Raw genomic sequence first — 21810 nt, 5'->3', positions numbered from 1 at the left:
CCCCGGCCGATCGCAGCCAGGCTGCGGATCTGGTTGGAGGCGCTCATGCTCGCGATGCTGCTGTCGATACTGATCGAGGACCCGCTGATCGCTACCGCAAAGGCGCGCACGGCCGCCGAGAAACCGTGTATCCAGAGTGCCGACGAGACCGATATCACGGTTTGCGGGATGCGACATGCCGACCGGTTCCGTGTGCCGCTTGCGACGCGTATCGTCGAACGTCGGGATATGGTGACAGAACAGCGGTCAGCGTTGGTCCATGCGCGTACGCCGATGGAAGATATGGGGCCATTTCTGGTAGGCGGGGGTAGCGCTGGCGTGCGGGCAACCGTTGGCTTCGGTCCCGGCGAGGGCTCCGGCGACGTGAAAGCCGGCGGCATGCGTCCGACAGCACCGTGACGGCCCGATGATCATAACCGTCCTGCTCTCGATGCTCGCGCAAGCCGCACCAACGGCTGCGTCTACGCAAACACCTCTGCCAGAGCGCTTCTCGATTTTGGCCGATCCATGTGCAGCGGCGTCAAAGGATGGCAGTGAGATCATCGTCTGCGGCGGCCCCGCGGCGAACAGCCCGCGCCTGCCGCTGCCGGACGAACGCGGCCCTCCCGACCGTGCGGTCGCGTCCAATCCCGAGCTCAGCGCCGTTCGTGCGCTGCAACTGGAGGGCACGCCCTGCGCGGCCAGCCAGCGCGGATGCCAGGTTGGCTTTGGCCCACCGATCGCCCCGATCGCAAAGGCGGCAGTCGGACTGATCAAGAGCGCATTGGCGAAGAAACCGGACAAGCTTGGTCGCGTGCCGATCGACCTCGACGGCCCCGTCGGCACCGTCAACTAAGGCTTTGGAGACGCTGTGATCCTGCTGCTGATCCTGCTGCAAACCGCCGTGCCTGCCATCCCGATCGTCGCTCCCCCGCCGCAGCGCTGGTCGATCCTGAACCCGCCCGCCTGCCCGGGTTCGAGCCCGACCGAAATCATTGTCTGCGGCGGCAAGGGGACGGCCGAGCAACGCCTGCCGCTACCCGAAGAACGCCCGCCGCAGGATCGACCGCGCCAGCCGACCGGCGATCCGCGTGCCGCGCTCGACAATGCGGGGCCGGTGTGTCCACCGGGTGGGTGCACCGGGGTCGATCTGCTGACGGTGCCGGTGGTGCTGATCCGCGGCATCGGCGCACTGATCGATCCCCATAGCTGCTGCGAGAATGGCGAGGGGAAGGATGCGATGGCGCTGGTGCGCGACGTCGCGCGAAAGTTTCGGAAAAAGCCTGACACGTCGAACCGCGTGCCGATCGTGCTCGATGAGCCGGTGAAGTAAAGGCGCCTCCGCTGACAAAAGCAGAATGTTGCCCCGCGAAGGCGTGGACCCAGTCTGGACTCCCGCCTTCGCGGGAGGACAAGGAGGAGGTTGCCTAGCTGTCCTCCACCCCGGCGAAGGCCGGGGCCCAATTCGGGGACGTTAGTAACGAGGCGCATGGCCGCTACTGCGACCTTTCCGATTGGGCTCCAGCCTCCGCCGGGGTGGTAGCCTTTAGGCGGGCGTGGCGGTCATTACCGGCCCCCTCCCCTCAATCTAGGATATGCATCCACATCGGCTGGCCCACGAGACTCTGCGACCCCCGCAGTTTCTCCAGCGCCTGCGCGATCGAGCGTTCCGGGCTCTCGTGAGTCACGATCGCCACCAGCACGCTGCCATCGGCGATTGCGCCGCGCTGGATCAGGCTCTCGATCGAGACGCCCGCGTCGCGCATAGCGGCCGCGATCTCGGCCAGCACGCCGACCCGGTCCGCCACGGTGAACCGCAAATACGCACGCCCCCGCCGCTCGCCGCTGTCCGCCTTAGGGGCGGCGGTAAGCGAGACCACTGGCATCGCGAACGGAGGCCCGAACTCGCCACGCGCGATGTCGATGAGGTCGGCCACTACTGCGCTCGCAGTCGGGCCATCGCCCGCGCCGGCCCCCTGGAACAGCAAGCGGCCGACGAAATTGCCCTCTGCGACCACCGCGTTCAGCGATCCGGTAACGTGCGCGAGCGGGTGATCGATCGGTACGAGATGCGGATGGACGCGCTGAAACAGGCCTTCCGCGCCCGCTTCGGCCAGCCCCAACAGCCGCACGCGATACCCGAGCGCCGCTGCTTCGGCGATATCCGCGCCTAGCAGATGCCGAATGCCGCTGATCGCAACGTCGTCGAACGCCGGCTGAGTCCCGAACGCGACCGCCGCGAGGATCGACAGCTTGTGCGCCGCATCAACGCCGTCGATGTCGAAACTCGGATCGGACTCGGCAAACCCCAAGGCCTGCGCTTCCGCCAGCACCTCGGCGAAATCGCGGCCCTCCGATTCCATCTTCGAAAGGATGAAATTGCAGGTACCGTTGAGGATCCCGTAAACGCGGGCGATTTCGTTCGCCGCAGCACCTTCCCGCAGCCCCTTGATGACCGGAATGCCGCCCGCGACCGCCGCCTCGAACTTCAGCGCAACGCCTGCCCCTTCGGCAGCCTGCGCGAGTTCGAGCCCGTGATGCGCGATCATCGCCTTGTTCGCGGTAACGAAGTTACGCCCGGCCGCCAGCGTGCTGCGCGCCAAGGTCAACGCGGGGCCGTCCGATCCGCCGATCAGTTCGACCACGACATCCGCGCCCGGCTGTTTCGCCAGTGCGGTCGTGTCATCGACCCACGCGAACCGCGACAGATCGACGCCGCGATCCTTGCCGCGATCACGCGCGGAAACCGCGACGATCTCAATCTCGCGACCTGCCCGCCGTGCAATCAACTCGCGGTTCGCATTCAGCAATCGGATCACACCGCCGCCGACGGTTCCCAGCCCCGCAAGGGCCACGCGCAATGGTTCGCTCATTTTCGTCCTCCACTCGCGCGTCCGGTTACGTTTCGGCGGGCGTTTGCGCAATCCTGATGACGCACGCGCGCGGCGCCCCTATCTGGGCGCTATGTCCGGCCGCTTCGATCACCTCCCCAACCGTCGCACGATCATCGATCGCCGCGCCGTCGCCGAAACGATTGCCGCGCTGGAGGGGGTCGACCCCACCGCGCTACGCCGCGAAGCGACCACGCTTCTGAAGGCCGCGCTTGATAAAGGCCGGGTCGAGGTCGAACGCCGCCTCGTCGAACATCCATCCCGCGGGCTCGAAGCGTCAGGGGCGCAAGCGTATCTGATCGACGCGCTGCTCCGCATCCTGTTCGATTTCACCACGCAGCGGCTGTACCCGCTGCCCAACCCGACGATCGGCGAGCGCCTGACGGTGATCGCGGTCGGTGGTTACGGCCGCGCGGAAATGGCGCCGCATTCGGACGTCGATATCGGCTTCCTCACCCCCGGCAAGCAGACGCCCTGGGCCGAGCGCGTGATCGAATCGATGCTGTACGCGCTGTGGGATCTCGGGCTGAAGCTGGGCCAGTCCAGCCGCTCGCTCGACGAGATGGTCCGCCAGGCCAAGAGCGACGTCACCGTCCGCACCGCGCTTCTCGAAGCACGCTATGTTTGCGGCGATACCGAACTGTACGAGCAGGCGTCGCACCGCTTCAAGACCGAGGTTCAGGCGGACACTGCGCGCACCTTCATCGCCGACAAGCTCGCCGAGCGCGACGCGCGCCACCGCAAGATGGGCGACACGCGCTATGTCGTCGAACCCAACGTCAAGGAGGGCAAGGGCGGCCTGCGCGATCTTCACGCTTTGTTTTGGATCGGCAAATACATCTACGACGTCCAGCGCGCCGCCGAACTGGTCGAGGTCGGGCTGTTCACCAAGGCCGAATACCGGCTGTTCCACCGCGCCGACAATTTCTTCCAGGCGGTGCGCTGCCATCTGCACAGCATCACCGGCCGCGCGGAGGACCGTCTGACGTTCGACCTGCAACGCGAGATCGCCGACCGGATGCGGTTCTCCGACCGCCCCGGCAAGTCGAAGGTCGAGCGCTTCATGCAGTTCTACTTCCTGCAGGCAAAAACCGTCGGCACGCTCAGCGGCGTCTTCCTCGCGCATCTCGACGAGAAGTTCGCAGCGCGCGGCCGGCGCTTCGGCTTGCCGACGATCCGCCGTTCGCCGCGGAAGCTCAATGGTTTTGTGCTCGATCGCGGACGGCTGGCGCTGCCTAGCGACGACTTCTTCCAGGCCGATCCCGAACGGCTAATCGAGATCTTCCAGCTCGCCGACAAGCACGGCGTCGAGATCCACCCGCTGGCGATGCGCGCCGCGGCGCGGGATGCCAAGCTGGTCGACGATGTGCGCACCAGCCCGACCGCGAACGCGCTGTTTCTCGACGTGCTGACCTCGCCGCGCGATCCCGAACTGGTGCTGCGCTGGATGAACGAGGCGGGCGTGTTCGGCCGTTTCGTGCCCGATTTCGCGCGTGTCGTCGCGCAGATGCAGTTCGACATGTATCATCACTATACCGTCGACGAGCACACCATTCGCGCGATCGGCCTGCTCGCGCGGATCGAGAGCGGCGTGCTCAAGGAGGATCATCCGCTAGCGAGCGCGATCTTCGAGCAGATCGTGTCGCGTCGGGCGCTATATGTCGCGGTGCTGCTACACGACATCGCCAAGGGGCGCGGCGGCGATCACTCGATCCTCGGCGCGGAGGTGGCGCAGCGGCTGTGCCCGCGCTTCGGGCTGACCCCGGCGGAGACCGAAACCGTAGCTTGGCTAGTGCGCTGGCACCTGCTGATGTCCGCAACCGCGTTCAAGCGCGATCTCAGCGACTTCAAGACGATCCTCGATTTCTGCGATGTGGTGCAGAGCCCGGAGCGGTTGCGCCTGCTGCTCACGTTGACGATCGTCGATATCCGGGCGGTCGGGCCCGGGGTGTGGAACGGCTGGAAGCGCCAGTTGCTCGGCGACCTGTACGAGTCCGCGGAGGAGGTCTTGCGGCTCGGCCACAAGCAGAAGGGGCGTGCCGAGCGGATCGCGGCCAAGCAGGCACATCTTCGCGACGAACTCGGCTGGAGCGAGGAAACTTTCGCGACGCTCGTGCACCGCCTCCCAGAGGCCTATTGGATCGCCGAACCCGAGGATGTGCTGGCGCATAACGCCCGCTTCCTTGCGACCACGGGCGATGCGCAACTCGCGATCGACGCACACGTCTATCCGGGGCGTGGCGCGACCTTGGTGACGATCTACGCGGCCGATCACCCTGGGCTGTTCTACCGCATCGCCGGTGCGATCCATGTCGCTGGGGGCAACATCATCGATGCACGGATTCACACGACCCGTGACGGAATGGCGATCGATAATTTCCTTGTGCAAGATCCGTTCGGACGGCCGTTCGACGAATCCGGCCAGCTTTCGCGGCTGAAGACCGCGATCGAGGATGCACTCGCCAACCGCGGCAAGCTCGCCGATCGGCTGGTGGCGAAGCCCCTGCCCCGCACGCGGGCGGAGGCCTTCGACATCGTCCCGAATGCGCTGGTCGACAATAAGGCATCGAACCGGTTCACGGTGGTCGAGGTCAATGCGCGAGACCGCCCGGCACTGCTCAACCAGCTCGCGAACGCGCTGTTCCAGTCGAAGGTGACGATCCACTCCGCGCATGTCGCGACGTACGGCGAGCGCGCGGTGGATACGTTCTACATCACCGACCTGACGGGCGACCGGATCACCCAGCCCGCGCGGTTGAGGACGCTGGAGCGAAGGCTACTGGCAGCCGCGGCGGGCGAAGAGATCGATCTGGCGGCTTAGCGCGCTTCCGGTTCTCCTGCGAACGCACGAGAACAAAGGGTTTTCAGGGAGCTCAAGCACGGAAAAGCCGGCCCGCAGCGAACTGCGGGCCGGCTTTTCATTCAGTCAGGCGATCAGAAGCGCGAGCGCAGCGTCAGGCCGTAGGTGCGTGGCTCGGCGAGGAACGCCGAGTAAAGCGCGTTGCCAGTGCCGCCATAGGCTGCAACGTTGGCCGAAGACCCCGCACCCTGGAACGGCGTGTTGAACGCGACCTGGATGTAGTTCTTGTTGAACACGTTCTGCGCCCAGAATTCGAGCGCCCAGACCTGGTCCTTGCCGCGCAGACCGACACGCGCGTTGACGACGGCAAAACCATCCTGCTTCTTCTCGGGCGCCAGATCGGAGCCGGTGTTGTAGTCCGACGACAGGCGGCTATCGACGTAGAACAGCCCCGACATGCCGTTGGCACCGATATCCGGAGTCCAGGCAAACGACGTAGTGACGACGTTCTTGGGTGCGTTCGACAGCTGGCTGCCCGGCAGCAGGAAGAGTGCCCGGTCGAGTGCCTCGCCGGTGGTCGAGCTGCCGATCAGGTTCTTACGGAAGTGCGTGTCGGCATAGGTATAGCCTGCGGTGAACGTAACCTGCTTGATCGGCGACATCGTCGCTTCCAGCTCGACGCCCTGCGAGATCACGCCCGGCTTCTTCGAGCGGTTCGTCGGGCATGTCCCGGTCTGCGCACCAGTAACGGGGTTGAAGCCGTTGTCCCTGTCGAGCCCATTGAGATTGTCCTTACACGCCTCGATGTTCTGAACGACGAAGATCGAGCCGTTGAAGGTGTTGAGCTGGAAGTCGGTGAACTCTTCACGGAATGCGGCGACGTTAAAGGTGAACCCACGCGTGTTGAACTTCGCACCGATCTCGTAATTGTTCACCTTCTCGGCGTTGAAACGCAGGCCGGGCGCGTCGGCGTTGGTGCGTGGTGTCAGCACACCGTTTACACCGCCAAGATCCGATCGATCGAGATTGTAGCCACCCGCCTTGTAGCCCTTGGCGTAGGACGCATAGGTCAGCAACTTGGTGAACGGCTTCCACGACAGGACCGCCGTGCCGGTGAATTCGCCGTCGCCGAAGCTGTCGTTCAGGTTCAGGGCGTTGAGTGCGGGGCTGGAGTTACCCGTGCACGTCAACGTGACGATACCCTGCGCAAACGCCGTGGCGCCGCTCTGCGACTGTGTCAGCGGCGCGAGTGCCGCCTGCTGGATCGGGCAAACCGTGTTGTTGTTGTTGAACTTCGCGTTGAACTTCTTGGTTTCATGCGTGTAGCGAAGACCGCCGGTCAGCGACAACGTATCGGTCAGATGCAGGATGTTGTGCGTGAAGAACGCATAATTCTCGCTTTTCTGGCGATAGATCGAGCCCGAGTCGCCAACGTTGTTCACGCCGCCGCCAAGTCCTGGACCGCCGGTCAGACGATCGAGTGCCGACGTGATCAGGCCACCTGCCGGGCCAAAGGCGCCGCCAATCGTTGCGCGTCCAGCGGCGCTCATGCAGCCCGGATTGTTCTGGTTCTGGAGCGCGGCAACCGGGCTGACCGTCGCGACGAGGCGGCAGGCAGCGAATTGCCCATATTGCGCGCCGAAGACAACGTTATCGACCAGCTTAAGCTTCTCGTTCGAGTAGAAGCCGCCGACCAGCCAGTCGAGCTTATCGTTGAACAGCGAGCCCTGCAGACGCGCTTCCTGCGTGAAGGTCTTGAACTGGCGGTACGCGTTGCCGTCGCCCGCGCGGTGCGTGAGGTCGACGTTGGTGTAATCGACATCGCCGGCATTGCCCGACTTGTATTGGCGATACGACGTGATCGACGTCAGCGTGGCGCCGCCGAGATCCCAATCGGCCTGCAACGAGCCGCCATAATCCTTGGTTGTATTCCGGAACGTCTGACCCGGCGTGATCGCGACATCGCGGTTGAACGGATCGGGCCTGTTGCCGGCGAGCGGGAACGCCGCGCCCTGCCGACGCAGGATATCGACGATGCGGTTGGTGGCGTTGTTGACCACCGCGCCGTCGGTGTTGACGGTTCCGAAGAACGGCGCGACGCCGGCTGCGGTCGGCGTAGGATCGGTCGTTTCGACCTGGTTGTAATAGACCGCGCCGCAGCAGCTTTCCTTGCGGTGCGAATAGTCGCCAATCAGGCGGAAGCTCAAGGTCTCGGTCGGCTTGAACAGCAGCTGCCCACGGACGAAATAGCGATCGCGGTCGTTGACGCGGCTTTCGCTGCCGTTCGCCGCCGTGACGTTCTTGTAGAAACCGTCACGCTTCACGAAGACACCGTCGACGCGGAAGGCGAGCTTGTCAGCGATCAGCGGACCGGTGATGCCGCCGGCGAGGCGCTTCTGATCGTAATTGCCATAGGTCGCCTCGGCGTTGCCGTGCCAGTCGAACTCGGGCGAGCGGGTGATGATGTTGATGAGACCCGCGGAGGCGTTGCGACCGAACAGCGTGCCTTGCGGACCGCGCAGAACCTCGACGCGGTCGATCTCGCCCAGTTCGTTGAGACCGACGCCGGTGCGGCTGCGATAGACGCCGTCGATGAAGACAGCGACCGAGCTTTCGAGGCCGGGATTGTCGCCGACCGTACCGATTCCGCGAATACGCGCGGACGCGTTCGATTCGTTACCGGTCGACGAGATGAGCAACGATGGGGCAAGCTGGTTGAGCGAGCGGATGTCGCTGCCGCCTGAATTCTGCAGCGCTTCCTGACCGACTGCCGAGACCGCGATCGGCACGTTCGACAGGCGCTCGGAACGGCGGGTCGCGGTAATGACGATGTCACTCGCGTTGACGCCGGCGTCGGCATCGGTTGCCGCGCTGGCCGCACGCGTCGTGTCGGCATCCGTCGCCGCGTTGGTCTGGCCTGCGACCGATGCGTTCGCCGTTCCCTGCGATGGCGTGGCCTGCGCCTCGACGGTTGAGGTCGCCTGCTGCGCGAGTGCCGGTGTTACAATGGCCGCAGTCGCAGCAGCGGACAACAGATATGCGATCATACGCATCGGCACTCTCTCCTGATGTGTTCGAATGTTTTCGAACTTATGGTTTGGAGCATTGGTAGAGAGATTACGCCCTGCGCGTCTAGTGATTTCCGCATACGGAAATAGATTTTCGAAGATCGTGTCTCCAAACCGCCACACCGTGGCAGCGGCCAAACCCTAGTTTCAAATTGCAACGTTTTGTCCGGCGGCGTTACATGGCGTTACCTAGCGACCTCGGAGCAGACCGACGCGCCGGCTCAAGCCCGCCGCAGGTGACAGACAGCGCACGATATGTTTGGCAGCGAAACATGGGTGCGGCCGTGACGCCGGCCCTGCGGATCGCCGCGACGGCGACCAGCTGGACGCTCCCGTCGCCCGACCGATGCGTGCCCGGAAGAATTGCAGACAAGAAAAAGGCCGGCCAGTCCGTTGGGACCAACCAGCCTTTCAAAGCTCACATCGTCGCGGCAAGAAGCCGCCGCGCAGTTACTTGGGTGCGAGCACCATCAGCATCTGGCGGCCTTCCATGCGCGGATACGCCTCGATCTTGGCGATCTCCGCGACGTCGTCCTGGACGCGCTTCAACAAATTCATGCCGAGCTGCCCATGGCTGAGTTCGCGACCGCGGAAGCGCAGCGTGATCTTGACCTTGTCGCCCTCGCCGATGAAATCGTTCACCTTCTTCATCTTCGTGTCGTAGTCATGGTCGTCGATGTTCGGACGCATCTTGATCTCCTTGATCTCCTGCGTCTTCTGCGACTTGCGTGCGAGGTTCGCCTTCTTCTGCGCCTCGTACTTGAACTTGCCGACATCGAGGAACTTGGCGACGGGCGGATCGGCGTTAGGCGAAACCTCGACTAGGTCGAGGCCATGCTCGGCCGCCTGCTCGATCGCTTCGCGCGTGTACATCACGCCCAGATTCTCGCCCTCGTGATCGATCACGCGGACCTTCTGGCTCTGGATGAATTCGTTGAATCGCGGGCCGTTCATTGCGGGCGTCTGCATCGGCCGGCGTATCGTGGGAGGACGTATGGGGGTTGCTCCTGAAGTTTCAGACAATATTTGGGCCGGTCTATAGCGCAGAAACGCGCGCCCGAACAGATGGCGAATAGCCGGCCCCGTTGGATCACATATCGGGTGCGCGTGCCTCGACCGCAAGACGCGCGATCGCTTCGTCGAGCGTCAGGATGGTTTGTGCCTGGCTGCCGAGCGTGCGCAACGCGACCTTGCCTTCCTCGGCCTCGCGCTTGCCGACGACCAGCAGGTTCGGCACCTTCGCGAGGCTGTGCTCGCGCACCTTGTAGTTGATCTTCTCGTTGCGGAGATCGGTTTCGACGCGGATCCCGGCAGCCTTCAGCTTGGCCGCGACCTCGGCGGCATAGTCGTCGGCATCCGACACGATCGTCGCGACGACCGCCTGCACCGGCGCGAGCCAGAGCGGAAAGCGCCCGGCATGATGCTCGATCAGTATCCCCAAGAAGCGCTCGAACGTGCCAAGAATGGCGCGATGAAGCATGACCGGGCGATGCCGCTCGCCGTCCGCGCCCACGTACGACGCGTCGAGTCGCTCGGGCAGCACGTAATCGAGCTGCAATGTCCCGCACTGCCACGTCCGGCCGATCGCGTCGGTCAGGTGGAATTCGAGCTTCGGACCGTAGAACGCACCCTCGCCCGGCAACTCCTCGAACTGGAAGCGATCCTCCATCAGCCCGGCAAGCGTCAATGCCTCACGCAGATCACCCTCGGCGCGGTCCCACAGCGCGTCGTCGCCGGCGCGATTATCGGGCCGCAACGCGAGCTTCACCATGTAGTCGGCGAAACCCAGGTCGCGGTACACCGCGTCGAGCAACTCGCAGAATGCGCGCGTCTCGGCGACGATCTGCTCGGGCGTGCAGAAAATATGTGCGTCGTCCTGCGTGAACTGGCGGACGCGCATGATGCCGTGCAGCGCGCCGTGCGGCTCGTTGCGATGGCAGCAGCCGAACTCGGCGAGCCGCAGCGGCAGGTCGCGGTACGACTTAATCCCCTGGCGGAAGACCTGGACGTGCGCCGGGCAGTTCATCGGCTTCAGTGCCATCAGATCGCCCTTGCCGGTCAGCACCGGTGCGTTCGGATCGATTCCGGGCACCTCGTCGGGGACCACGAACATGTTCTCGCGGAACTTGCCCCAATGGCCCGACGCCTCCCACATCTTGGCGTCCATCAGCTGCGGCGTCTTGATCTCGGCATAGCCGGCCGCGTCGAGCTTGCGGCGCATATACGCCTCGAGCTGCCGCCACATCACCCAGCCCTTGGGATGCCAGAACACCGAGCCCTGCGCTTCGGACTGGAGATGGAAGAGGTCCATTTCCTGCGCGATGCGGCGATGGTCGCGCTTGGCCGCCTCCTCGATCCGCAACAGATGCGCGTCGAGCTGCTTCTTGTTGAGCCAGCCGGTGCCGTAGATGCGGGACAGCATCGCGTTCTTCTGGTCGCCGCGCCAATAGGCGCCGCTGACGCGCGTCAGCTTGAACGCGGCGGGGTCGAGCTTGCCGGTCGACGCCATGTGGGGCCCGCGGCACATGTCGAGCCACTCGCCCTGGCGATAGATCGTCAATTCTTCGCCCTCGGGGAGCTCGGCGGCCCATTCGGCCTTGAAGCTCTCGCCCTGCTGCGTCCAGCGATCGATCAGCTGCTGCCGCGACCAGACCTCGCGCAGGAACGGCTCGTTCCGGGCGATGATCGCACGCATCTCGGCCTCGATCGCGGGCAGGTCCTCGTCGGTGAACGGGCGGTCCTTCGGCGCGAAGTCGTAATAGAAGCCGTCGTCGGTCGCAGGACCGAAGGTGATCTGCGTGCCCGGGAAGAGGTGCTGCACCGCTTCGGCCATGACGTGCGCGAGATCGTGGCGGACGAGTTCGAGCGCATCCGCCTCGTCGCGCGCGGTCACCAGCGCGAGTGCGGTATCGCCCTCGAACGGCCGGTTGAGGTCGCGCACCTGTCCGTCGATGCGCGCGGCGAGCGCGGCCTTGGCGAGGCCCGGGCCGATCGCCGCGGCGACATCCGCGGGGGTAGTCCCGGGCGCAACCTCGCGGACGGAACCGTCGGGCAGCGTGATTCGGAACATTGCAGACATGGGAGACTTTCTCTCGGGATGACGCGCGCGGACCGATCCGCGCACGGCGTGTATATAAGGTGATACGCGCGCAGGGCTACTCCAGACGGACATGCGCCGGATTGGGGAGTGTCTGGGCGTTTTGGGAGATGTACGATGCTGGGTCTGCTGATGATGCTGTCCGCCGCTGCCGCTCCTGCTCCGGGCGTTGCTGCGACATGCGCGCCAGCGAGGTTGGCGGCGTGCCACGATACGAACCAGCTGGTGATGGCGCCCGCGTTCACCGCGGCAGTCCGACGCTTCATCGGTAAGCGCAAGGCGGCGTATCTCTATGCGAACGGCGACGTCGCGGATCAGCAGATCGAGGTGCTACACGGCCCACCCGACGAACCGACGCGGATCGGGGCGCTGTACCGCTTCACCGCGTGCCGGGCGCATAGTTGTCCTGAGAAGGGGGCAACGGTGCTCGATCCGGCCGGAAAGATCGTGGCGCTGGCGATCCTGTATTCGCCGTGCGCGACCGCCGACACGCGCGAGTGCAACCGACGCGACGATCTGGTGGTGTTCATGCGCGAGCGGGATCGCGTGCAGCGGGTGGAGGTGGTGGCGAACCTGCGCGCCTGGGCTGTGGAGCAGGTGGCTGGGAGCTATACGGTACCGGGTCAGCCGAAGGAGCGGTTCGGGGGAATGCAGGTCATTGATCCGACGGCGGTACAATAGCAGGCGATTGTACCGCGACTACCACCCCGGCGAAGGCCGGGGCCCATTTGGGAGAACGTCGCTAACGGAGGATTGCGCTCCGTCACTCCGGCCTTTCCAATTGGGCCCCGGCCTCCGCCGGGGTGGAGCAAGGTCAGACACTATCTGATGCCTCGCTCAGACCACCCCGAACGGCACCACATGGTTCGCCTGCGTATGCCCGATCTCCGCCCGCCCCAGATACGGCACTCCCATGTCCCGCGACCAGCGGATCATCATGTAGTCTAGCGTCTCGCCCCAGGGCGGATCATTCTCCTGCACCGCCGTCACCGCACCCAGCCGCAGCCCCGCAATCCCCTTCAACTGCGTGGCGTTGGCGACCTTGAACAGCATCCGGTCGATCGCATACAGCGGCTCCGACACCTCCTCGACGATCAGCACGTGATCGGTAAGATCAGGCAGCCACGGCGTACCGATCAGCGAGGTCAGGATGCTGAGGTTGAACGCCGCAGACGGCCGCCCGTCGAGCCCCGGCTCCAGCCCCGCCCGATCGCCGCGCACCATCCAGCCGAGCGACCGTGCGACCGTCGCCTCGCCGTCATGCCGGTTGATGTCGCTGACCATCGGCCCGTGGACCGGCCGCCCCATCCGCCGTGCGTACAGCGCGCCGAGCAGGAAGCCCACGTCGGAATAGCCGAGATATGTCTTGTGCCGCGCCGCACGGCCGAGCTCGGGCATGACCATCGCGAGGATTCGGTTGGCGCCATAGCCTCCGCGCAGGAACCAGAGCGCATCGAAAGCCGGATCGTTGGCGTATTCGAGGAACGCCCCCGCCCGCCGAAAGTCCGAGCCGGCGAAATGGCCGTCGGTCTCCAGGCACTGCGGGTGAAAGACGAGTTCAACCTCGGGGAACGCGCTAGCCGCATACGCGGTGATCTTGGCGATCGCCGCGGGATTGGTTCGGCTCGACGCGGCGAGGACACCGATGCGCATTGTTGTTCCCGACCTTGCCCCGTTACCAAACCGCCCATATCGCGGGCCGATGGATATCAGCAAACCCTGTTTCTTCGTTGGCATCGGTGGCTCGGGCATGATGCCGCTCGCGATGATCCTCGCGGGCCGCGGCGCGACCGTCGCGGGTTCGGACCGTAACCTCGACCAGGGCCGCGTCCCCGCCAAGTTCGACGACCTCGCTGCAAAGGGCGTCGCGCTGTTCCCGCAGGACGGCAGCGGGATCGTCACGGCCGACCAGCTCGTCATTGCCTCCGCGGCGATCGAGGCGACCGTGCCGGACATGATCGCCGCGGACGCGTTAGGCTGCACGCGCTCAACCCGCGCGGCCATGCTGGCGTCGCTGTTCAACGACAGCCGCCTGTCGATCGGTGTCGCGGGCACGAGCGGCAAGTCGACCGTCACCGGGATGATCGGCTGGATCCTCCACGCCGTCGGGCGCGATCCGACGGTGATGAACGGCGCGGTGATGAAGAACTTCGCAACCCCCGACGCGCCGTTCGCGAGTGCGCTGGTCGGAGAAGGTGAAGCGTTCGTCAGCGAAGTGGATGAGAGCGACGGATCGATCGCGGGCTATGCGCCGAAGATCGCGGTGCTGAACAATGTCAGCCTCGACCACAAGTCGCTCGAGGAACTGCGCGTGCTGTTCGGGGACTTCATCGCCAAGGCCGAGACGGCGATAGTGAACGCGAACGATCCCGATGCGGCGGCGCTCGCGGCGCGCCTGCCACGTGGTCAGGTCACGACGTTCGCGATCGACGCGTCGGCCGATCTGCGCGCCGAGAATTTGAAGCCCGAGCCGTTCGCGATCCGCTTCGACATCGTCTCGCGCGGCGTCCGGACGCCGGTGAAGCTTGCCGTCCCCGGCCGACACAACGTGTCGAATGCGCTCGCCGCGATCGGTGCGGCGATGGCGGCGGACGTATCGCTGGCCGATGCGGTCAAGGCGATCGCGGGGTTCACGGGCCTGCGCCGCCGTTTCGATCTCGTCGGAGAGGCGGGTGGGATCGCGGTGATCGACGATTTCGGGCACAACCCCGACAAGATCGCCGCGACGCTCGATACGCTCCACGCGTTCCCTGGGCGACTGCTGCTGTTCTTCCAGCCGCACGGCTATGGCCCGTTGAAGGTGATGGGGCCCGAACTCGTCGCCACCTTCGTCGAACGGATGGCAGAGGACGACGTGCTCGTCCTGCCCGACCCGGCCTATTATGGCGGGACGGTCGCGCGCGAGGTCACCAGCGCCGACATCGTCGCGCAGATAATGGAGGGACGTCGTGACGCGCGGCACATCGCCGACCGCGCCGAAGCCGCCGCGGCGCTGGTCGCGGAAGCGCGTCCGGGCGACCGCATCGTCGTGATGGGCGCGCGCGACGACACGCTGAGCGTGCTCGCCAGCGGCATGGTCGACGCTTTGGCCGCACGGTGATACGATCACCGCTTAGGAGACCAATGATGTTCCGCCGCCTGTTCCTCGACCACCCCGACACCGTCGGCGAGAGTTACACCGAGCATTTCGGCGTCGCCGGGCGGTTCGGCATGACGATGATCAAGGGCGGCCTCGGTGCGCTGGTCCACGCGTTCGTGCCCGCGTGGTGCAAGACGCGCGGGAGCGACACGGTCGCCGAACTGCACCGGCAAATGGTCGAGAAGCGCGGCGCGGTGGCGGCCGATCAGACGCAGATGAAGACGGTCGAGTTCATCATTTAAAGCGCTTGAAAAAAGCTATCCGTCGACAGCCGCTAAAATAAGATGTGAAGATTGCGAACGTCGAACTCGCCCACCCAGCAAGTGAGACACGGTCAGTTGCGCTTTTCCTTGCTTGGCGTATAAACTGAAATGGCCGGGCGTCTTCCCGACGCCCGGCGGAAATGATTGATGATAGTTATTTCACCCCCAACGGGGCTGCGAGGTTGGCAGGTGTCCAGACCTGTTTCCCCCGGTAGCCTTTAGGCTCAACTAGGTATTATGATCCGCATTGGCGGTCTCCTGGTCTGAGTGCGATGATGATCCGACAGACGCGGTAAGCAAATCTGGGTCTGTCGGTTCATTCCATTGAGGCGGCAACGGTTGATCCGTCAGCCACCAGAAATACATGTTGTTGCGCTTCGAGGTGCGGAACCGAGGATCCTTCGATACCGTCGAACGAAAATTGTTCAGCGGATCCGTTCCACCGATCTCTGCACCTTTCGCCTGCACTTCCTCCATCAACCGGACGATCGGCAGAGGCTCTTGATGCTGCATCAGCACTAGTTCGGCTGCATCGCCTTGAGATAGCTTACGACTATCTGCGGTGCGCTTTACCGCAGCGTCCAAAGCGCGTGCCGCTGCAACCTTAACTGGCTGCGCGTGAGGGCTGGCCTCGAAGAATGGTGCCCCGCCCAGACCTACAACTGCGTCATCGAAGGCTTTGAATGCCGCATATGCCGGCGTAGCCTGCAGTGCCTCATAGGCCTGCTGACGCAAATCTCTCGCCTTCTCCAGCCATGACGAATCCACCATCGGTCGCTCCTCTTGGGTCGTTGTAACAGGTTTGGGATTTGGGTCAAACCTTATCACCCAAACTTATGCCACACCCCCAACCGTCTCGTAATGTTCCATATCATTCGTGCATGTAGAAGTGCGATCCGCCTGGGGGATATCATTGGATGCGCAGTTCATGGGTTCGGCTACCAACAGCAGCGCAGCCGAGCTAAGGCGAGGCAATGACCGACACGCTTCCATCCACGCCCACGCCTCCCGTCAAGGAGCGCCCTCGCCTCGCCTATCATCACACGCCTGGAACGGGTCCGACCCTGGTGTTCCTGTCGGGCTATGCGTCGGACATGAACGGGACCAAGGCGGTGACGCTGGAGGCGTGGGCGAAGTCCGAGGGGCGCGCGTTCCTGCGGTTCGATTATGGCGGGTGCGGGCAGAGCGAGGGGGAGTTCGAGGACCAGACGCTGGTCGACTGGCGCGACGACGTACTGGCGATGATCGACGCGCTGGCCGAGGGCTCCGCGATCCTGGTCGGCTCGTCGCTGGGCGGGTGGCTTATGTTGATGGTGGCCAAGCTGCGCCCCGACCTAGTCAAGGGGTTGGTCGGGATCGCTCCGGCACCCGACTTCACCGACTGGGGTTTCACCACCGACGAGAAGATGACGCTGCTCAGCAATGGGCGGCTCGAGCGCAAGAACCCCTATGGTCCCGAACCGACGGTATATACCCGCGCATTCTGGTCGTCGGGTGAGGCGAACCGGCTGATGTTCGGCGAGATCGCGTTCGACGGGCCGGTCCGGCTGGTGCAGGGGCAGCGCGATCCGGACGTGCCGTGGCACCGCACCGCGCGCCTTGCCGAGCTGTTGCGTTCAGCCGACGTGCAGACGTGGCTGGTCAAGGACGGCGATCACCGCCTGTCGCGCGACAGCGACATCTCCCTCATCATCCGGGCGGTCGAGGATGTGATCGCCGCGCTATGATCTCGATTTTGCTCGCCCTCGCCGTCGCTCAGACCGCTGGCCAAGCCACTGGCCATACCTCCGGCTTGGCACCGGCTCAGGCCGGGCCGCTCGATATCCGGGCCGACCGGTTGCAGCGCTGTATCGCGCTCGTCCAGACCGATCCGGCGGCGGCGCGGGCCGAGGCGGCGCGGTGGCGGATCGCGGGCGGGCGCTTTGCCGCACGCGAATGTGCCGGGCTCGCGTTTGCCGCGGAAAAAGCCTGGCCGGCGGCGGCGGGCGAATTCGAGGAGGCCGCGCGAGCGGCGCAGCTCGCCAAAAATGCCGGCGCGGCAACCTATTGGGCGCAGGCGGGCAATGCGTGGCTGGCGGCGGCCGACCCGGCCAAGGCGCGTGTGGCGCTCGATTCGGCGCTGACCGCGGGGACGCTGACCGGCTTGCCGCTGGGCGAGGCGCAGCTGGATCATGCGCGCGCGCTGGTCGCGACGGGGGACCTGGAGTCGGCGCGGACCGATATCGATCTGGCGCTGACCAACGCGGCGGACGATCCGCTCGCGTGGCTGTTGTCGGCGACGCTGGCGCGGCGCGAGGGCAATCCGGCGCGGGCGAAGAAGGATATCGGCGAGGCGTTGCGGCGGTCGGCGGACGATGCTTCGGTGCAGTTGGAGGCGGGGAATATCGCCGCGTTGGCGGGCGACGAGGATGGCGCGCGGGCGGCTTGGGGTCAGGCGGCTCGGCTGGCGCCGGATACGCCCGTCGGGCGGAGCGCGGTGACGGCGTTGAAGCAGTTCGACGGGCAGGCTAGCGCGCCTCGTCCCCGCGCGCCGATCGGACGCTAGCGCCCGCTTCCTTGTTCTCCCGCGAAGGCGGGAGCCCAGACTGGGTCCCCGCCTTCGCGGGGAAACAAGCTTCCCTGGGAGCCCTACCCTTTCACGCCACTCAAGCCATCCCTATCTGCGCTTCCGAACAACCCTCGGAGCAAGCATGAAATATCTCCACACGATGATCCGCGTGACCGACCCGGCGAAGACGATCGCGTTCTTCGAGACGCTGGGCCTGAAGGAGGTCCGCCGGATGGAGAACGAGAAGGGTCGGTTCACGCTGATCTTCCTGTCGGTCCCCGGCGACGAGGGTGCCGAGGTCGAGCTGACGCACAATTGGGATCCCGAGGAGTATGGCGAGGGTCGCAACTTCGGTCACCTCGCCTACCGCGTCGACAATATCTACGACACCTGCCAGCGGCTGATGGACTCGGGCGTGACGATCAACCGGCCGCCGCGCGACGGGCACATGGCGTTCGTGCGGACCCCCGACAACATCTCGATCGAGCTGTTGCAGGCCGACGGCGCGCTCGACCCCGCCGAGCCTTGGGCGTCGATGTCGAACACCGGCAAGTGGTGACACGCTGATGCTCGATATCGTCCGCGTACCGGTGCTGGCCGACAATTACGCCTGGCTGATCCACGACACAGTCTCGGGCGAGACGGTGGTGGTCGATCCGGGTGAGGCGGGGCCGGTGATCGCCGCCGCCAAGAAGCGCGACTGGCGGATCGACCGGGTGTGGACGACGCACTGGCATCCCGATCATACCGGCGGCAATGCCGAGATGAAGGCGTATGGCGCCACGATCGTCGGCCCGGCGGCAGAGGCGGACAAGATCCCGACGCTCGACGAGCAGGTCGGCGAAGGCGATATCGTACGTCTCGGTGCGCACGAGGCGACCGTGATGTCGGTACCGGGGCATACGCAGGGGCATATCGCGTTCCACTTCGCCGACGATGCGGCGATCTTCACCGGCGACACGCTGTTCGCGATGGGATGTGGACGGCTGTTCGAGGGGACGCCGGCGGACATGTTCGCGAACATGCAGCGGTACGCCAAGCTGTCGGACGAGACCGAAGTGTTCTGCGGGCATGAATATACGCAGAGCAACGGGCGCTATGCGTTGGTTGCCGAGCCGGACAATGCGGACATCGTCGCGCGGATGGTCGAGGTCGACGCGGCGCGGGCGAAGGGTGAGCCTACCGTGCCGACGACGATCGGGCGCGAGCGGGCGACCAACCCGTTCCTGCGGGCGACGTCGGTCGAACAGCTTGCGGGCTATCGTGCGGCGAAGGATGCGTTTCGCGGATAAAGGGCGCATGAGGGTGGCGGGGATTTTGAGGAGCGTTGCGATGCGGATGCGAACCCTGCCACTGTTGATATTGCCGGCTGTCATGCTCGGTGCGTGTACGCAGACCCAGGCGGAGGTCGAGCGCGCGCAGGTCCGCGAGGCTGGCGTGCAGGAGAAGCTGGCGAAGGAACTCGCCGGGCTCGTGCCGGGCAAGCCCGAGACGTGCATCAGCCAGTTTCCGCAGAAACAGAGCTCGGGCTACGGCGCGACGATCCTGTACCGGGTGAATAGCGGGCTGGTGTATCGGAGCGACACCGTCGGCGGGTGCGAAGGGATTGCGCGCGGCGATATCCTGGTGACGCGGACGCCTAGCGGGCAGCTTTGCCGGGGCGATATCGCGCAGACGTTCGACCAGACGTCGCGCTTTCCGACCGGGAGTTGCAGCTTTGGCGACTTCGTGCCGTATCGGAAGCCGTGATGCGCGCGCTGCTCCTCGCGGCGTTGGCGCTTCCTCTTCTCGCCGGTCGATCGGACCCGCTTGAGGGGCGCATTGCGGGGGCGCCCGTACGGTGCATCGACCTTCAGCAGCTCAACGGGCCCGAGATCGTCGATTCGCAGACGATCCTGTATCGGCAATCGGGCAAGCGAATCTGGAGGACGGGGACGGTTGGCGAGTGTGCTTCATTGCGGCCGTTCGATACGTTGATCGTTGACGTTTATGGCGGGCAATTGTGTCGGAACGACCGGTTTCGGACGGTGTCCGGGGGGATGTCGATTCCGTCGGGATATTGCCGGTTCCGGGATTTCACGCCGTACGACAAGGTGAAGTAGGGCTCGTTCCGGCTTAATGCGCGCCCCCGTTTGTTGCACCACCCCGGCGAAGGCCGGGGCCCAATTGGGGGACGGTGCCGACTGACGACGGCGCTGCGTTACATCGACCTTTCCAATTAGGCCCCGGCCTTCGCCGGGGTGGTAGCGAAGTCGGGCAACGGTTGGACTTTCTTTATCCTAACGGAGGGCTCAGTCCTCGAATACCGCCGCCCGCTTCTCCATATTCGCGCGGACCTGCTCGACCTGATTAGGCGTGCGGATGACCTTCAGCTGCTCTTCGGTTTCCGCGTGCAGCACCGCTACCGCATCGGCATCCGCAGCAAGGTTGTAGAGTGCCTTCGATCCGCGGATCGCGTGGGGATTCCTTCCCGCGATCTCGCGGGCGAGCATCATCGCCTCGCCGAGCGGGTCCTCCGACAGCCGCGTGACGAAGCCGTGCCGTAGTGCCTCCGCGCCATCGAACTCACGGGCGGTGTAAGTAAGTTCGCGCAGCACGTCGTCGCGGGCTAGCGTGCGCCATAACGCGATGCCGGCCATGTCGGGGACCAGGCCCCAGTACGTCTCGCGGATCGCGAAGCGGGCTTGCGGGTGGGCGATGCGGATGTCGGCACCGGACATGATCTGGAAGCCGCCGCCGAACGCGACGCCGTGGACTGCGGCGATCACCGGCATCGGCAAGGTGCGCCAGCCCCACGCGACCTGCTGGACGAGGTTGGCGCCCTCGTCGGTGCGGTCGCCTAGCGCCAGTCCAGAGCCGCCGTTCGCCATCGAGGCCATGTCGAGGCCGGCGCAGAATGCCTTGCCTTCGCCGGAGAGGACGACGCAGCGGACTTCGGTCATTCCCTTGAGCCGGTCGATCGCGGCGGCGATACCCTCGAACATCGCCGGGTCGATCGCGTTCATCTTGTCGGCGCGCGCGAGGCGGACGTCGGCGATGCCGTCCGTGACGGTGATGGTGACCCGGTCGTTCATAGTGGCGATCCTCTCGATCTTTGCGCGAACGCTAACCGCGCCTGTGCCCGCCCGCAATGTTGCGCGCGGCCACCCGGCGTGTAGAGGCGGGCAATGGCTGGTTTTGATCCACAATGGTTTGCGACGCGCGGGTTCGGCGGGCACGGTGCCGCGCTGGGGATGCGCTATCACGCGCATGGCGACGACTGGGCGGAGCTTGCGCTGCCCTATGATGAGCGGCTGATCGGCGACCGCGCGAGCGGCGTAATTGCGTCGGGGCCGATCATCACGATGATGGACATGGCGACGAGCCTGGCGATCTGGATCAAGCGCAACGCGTTCGTGCCGCATGCGACGCTCGACCTGCGGGTGGATTATCTGCGGCCGGCGACGCCGGGGAAGACGGTGATCGGGCGCGGCGAATGCTACCGGATCACGCGCTCGATCGCGTTCGTGCGCGGGCAGGCGCATGACGGCGACCCCGGCGATCCGCTCGCGCATGTCGCGGGGACGTTCATGGTGGTGGGCGACGTCGCCGGCATGGGTCTCAACAGAAGGATCGAGGCATGACGATCGGCCTGCCGCCCTATGCGGAGATTCTCCGTGTGTCGGTCGAAGCCGAGGACGGCGCGCCACCGGTGTTGCTGATGCCGTTTGCGGATGACGTGCTCGGGCGGCCGGGGTTTTTGCATGGGGGTGCGATCTCGGGGTTGCTGGAGATGGCGGCGATCGCGGCTTTGCAGCATGCGTTGGAGGCTGAGGGCGGCGGGCGGATCAAGCCGGTCAACGTTACCGTCGATTTCATGCGGGGTGGCAGGGACAAGCCTACGCGGGCGGCGGGCGTTGTGACCCGGTTGGGCACGCGGGTGGCCAATGTCGAGGCGACCGCTTGGCAGGACGAGCGCGACAAACCGATTGCCGCGGCCCGGATGAACTACCTGATCGTGCGGGACTAGCCGCTTCTGCTCCCCT

Annotated in this window: 22 protein-coding genes; 15 read left to right on the top strand and 7 right to left on the bottom strand. The window is 65.2% G+C overall.

Features of this window, described 5'->3' with window-relative positions:
- Positions 1–45 precede the first annotated feature (45 nt).
- Genes C8J43_RS07070 through C8J43_RS07060 form a run of 3 tightly spaced genes read left to right on the top strand, consistent with a single transcriptional unit; the run spans position 46 to position 1312 of the window.
- On the top strand, positions 46–399 hold the full coding sequence (locus C8J43_RS07070) for a hypothetical protein (protein ID WP_133030304.1): 354 nt from the start codon (positions 46–48) through the stop codon (positions 397–399).
- 7 nt (positions 400–406) lie between these two features.
- Positions 407–835 (top strand): hypothetical protein, encoded by a 429-nt coding sequence (locus C8J43_RS07065; RefSeq protein ID WP_121904270.1) that lies wholly within the window; start codon positions 407–409, stop codon positions 833–835.
- A 15-nt stretch (positions 836–850) separates the two neighbouring features.
- On the top strand, positions 851–1312 hold the full coding sequence (locus C8J43_RS07060; RefSeq protein ID WP_121904271.1) for a hypothetical protein: 462 nt from the start codon (positions 851–853) through the stop codon (positions 1310–1312).
- A gap of 250 nt (positions 1313–1562) precedes the next feature.
- Here C8J43_RS07060 and C8J43_RS07055 read toward each other — a convergent pair whose 3' ends face one another.
- Positions 1563–2852, bottom strand: coding sequence for a homoserine dehydrogenase (locus tag C8J43_RS07055; protein ID WP_133030303.1), 1290 nt, complete (start codon positions 2850–2852; stop codon positions 1563–1565).
- A 91-nt stretch (positions 2853–2943) separates the two neighbouring features.
- Here C8J43_RS07055 and C8J43_RS07050 point away from each other — a divergent pair, with 91 nt between their 5' ends.
- Entirely contained in the window at positions 2944–5691 is a 2748-nt protein-coding gene (locus C8J43_RS07050) for a [protein-PII] uridylyltransferase (protein WP_133030302.1), read from the top strand.
- Positions 5692–5804: 113 nt separating this feature from the next.
- On the opposite strand, the gene C8J43_RS07045 is transcribed toward C8J43_RS07050, so the two are convergent.
- From C8J43_RS07045 to thrS, 3 genes are all read right to left on the bottom strand, one after another.
- Positions 5805–8723, bottom strand: a complete 2919-nt coding sequence (locus tag C8J43_RS07045; protein WP_133030301.1) for a TonB-dependent receptor — start codon at positions 8721–8723, stop codon at positions 5805–5807.
- 465 nt (positions 8724–9188) lie between these two features.
- On the bottom strand, positions 9189–9707 hold the full coding sequence (gene infC / locus C8J43_RS07040; protein ID WP_056051537.1) for a translation initiation factor IF-3: 519 nt from the start codon (positions 9705–9707) through the stop codon (positions 9189–9191).
- A gap of 121 nt (positions 9708–9828) precedes the next feature.
- Positions 9829–11817 carry a threonine--tRNA ligase gene (gene thrS, locus C8J43_RS07035; protein WP_133030300.1) on the bottom strand — a complete coding sequence of 663 codons (1989 nt, stop codon included), beginning with the start codon at positions 11815–11817 and terminating at the stop codon, positions 9829–9831.
- Positions 11818–11952: 135 nt separating this feature from the next.
- Between thrS and C8J43_RS07030 the strand changes: the two genes are divergently transcribed.
- Positions 11953–12516: a hypothetical protein gene (locus C8J43_RS07030; RefSeq protein ID WP_133030299.1), complete on the top strand. Its 564-nt coding sequence runs from the start codon at positions 11953–11955 to the stop codon at positions 12514–12516.
- Between the two features lie 156 nt (positions 12517–12672).
- On the opposite strand, the gene C8J43_RS07025 is transcribed toward C8J43_RS07030, so the two are convergent.
- Positions 12673–13488, bottom strand: coding sequence for an LD-carboxypeptidase (locus C8J43_RS07025; protein WP_133030298.1), 816 nt, complete (start codon positions 13486–13488; stop codon positions 12673–12675).
- Positions 13489–13537: 49 nt separating this feature from the next.
- Here C8J43_RS07025 and C8J43_RS07020 point away from each other — a divergent pair, with 49 nt between their 5' ends.
- Positions 13538–14935: a Mur ligase family protein gene (locus C8J43_RS07020; protein WP_133030297.1), complete on the top strand. Its 1398-nt coding sequence runs from the start codon at positions 13538–13540 to the stop codon at positions 14933–14935.
- A 26-nt stretch (positions 14936–14961) separates the two neighbouring features.
- Positions 14962–15216 (top strand): DUF6356 family protein, encoded by a 255-nt coding sequence (locus tag C8J43_RS07015; RefSeq protein WP_060526786.1) that lies wholly within the window; start codon positions 14962–14964, stop codon positions 15214–15216.
- Positions 15217–15465: 249 nt separating this feature from the next.
- On the opposite strand, the gene C8J43_RS07010 is transcribed toward C8J43_RS07015, so the two are convergent.
- Positions 15466–16008 (bottom strand): hypothetical protein, encoded by a 543-nt coding sequence (locus tag C8J43_RS07010; RefSeq protein ID WP_133030296.1) that lies wholly within the window; start codon positions 16006–16008, stop codon positions 15466–15468.
- A 203-nt stretch (positions 16009–16211) separates the two neighbouring features.
- Between C8J43_RS07010 and C8J43_RS07005 the strand changes: the two genes are divergently transcribed.
- The 6 genes from C8J43_RS07005 to C8J43_RS06980 all read left to right on the top strand — a co-directional run bounded on the left by C8J43_RS07005 (position 16212) and on the right by C8J43_RS06980 (position 19887).
- A complete protein-coding gene (locus C8J43_RS07005; RefSeq protein ID WP_133030295.1) occupies positions 16212–16964 on the top strand; it encodes an alpha/beta hydrolase in 753 nt (250 codons plus the stop codon).
- Positions 16961–17782, top strand: coding sequence for a hypothetical protein (locus C8J43_RS07000; RefSeq protein ID WP_133030294.1), 822 nt, complete (start codon positions 16961–16963; stop codon positions 17780–17782). The genes C8J43_RS07005 and C8J43_RS07000 overlap by 4 nt, the downstream gene beginning before the upstream one ends.
- A 145-nt stretch (positions 17783–17927) precedes the next feature.
- Entirely contained in the window at positions 17928–18344 is a 417-nt protein-coding gene (locus C8J43_RS06995; RefSeq protein WP_133030293.1) for a VOC family protein, read from the top strand.
- Between the two features lie 7 nt (positions 18345–18351).
- Positions 18352–19077 carry a hydroxyacylglutathione hydrolase gene (gene gloB, locus C8J43_RS06990; protein ID WP_133030292.1) on the top strand — a complete coding sequence of 242 codons (726 nt, stop codon included), beginning with the start codon at positions 18352–18354 and terminating at the stop codon, positions 19075–19077.
- A gap of 40 nt (positions 19078–19117) precedes the next feature.
- Positions 19118–19534 (top strand): hypothetical protein, encoded by a 417-nt coding sequence (locus C8J43_RS06985; protein ID WP_243645458.1) that lies wholly within the window; start codon positions 19118–19120, stop codon positions 19532–19534.
- On the top strand, positions 19534–19887 hold the full coding sequence (locus C8J43_RS06980) for a hypothetical protein (RefSeq protein ID WP_133030291.1): 354 nt from the start codon (positions 19534–19536) through the stop codon (positions 19885–19887). Before C8J43_RS06985 ends, C8J43_RS06980 begins: the two co-directional genes overlap by 1 nt.
- Positions 19888–20076: 189 nt before the next feature.
- On the opposite strand, the gene C8J43_RS06975 is transcribed toward C8J43_RS06980, so the two are convergent.
- Positions 20077–20859 carry a crotonase/enoyl-CoA hydratase family protein gene (locus C8J43_RS06975; protein ID WP_133030290.1) on the bottom strand — a complete coding sequence of 261 codons (783 nt, stop codon included), beginning with the start codon at positions 20857–20859 and terminating at the stop codon, positions 20077–20079.
- Between the two features lie 93 nt (positions 20860–20952).
- Here C8J43_RS06975 and C8J43_RS06970 point away from each other — a divergent pair, with 93 nt between their 5' ends.
- Entirely contained in the window at positions 20953–21408 is a 456-nt protein-coding gene (locus C8J43_RS06970; protein WP_133030289.1) for a PaaI family thioesterase, read from the top strand.
- Positions 21405–21794, top strand: a complete 390-nt coding sequence (locus tag C8J43_RS06965) for a PaaI family thioesterase (RefSeq protein ID WP_133030288.1) — start codon at positions 21405–21407, stop codon at positions 21792–21794. Before C8J43_RS06970 ends, C8J43_RS06965 begins: the two co-directional genes overlap by 4 nt.
- Positions 21795–21810 lie beyond the last annotated feature (16 nt).

It is taken from the genome of Sphingomonas sp. PP-CE-1G-424 (genome assembly GCF_004341085.1).
GTDB lineage: Bacteria > Pseudomonadota > Alphaproteobacteria > Sphingomonadales > Sphingomonadaceae > Sphingomonas.
Note: the sequence above shows the minus strand (reverse complement) of the source record. Positions and strands in the feature narration are given on the sequence as shown.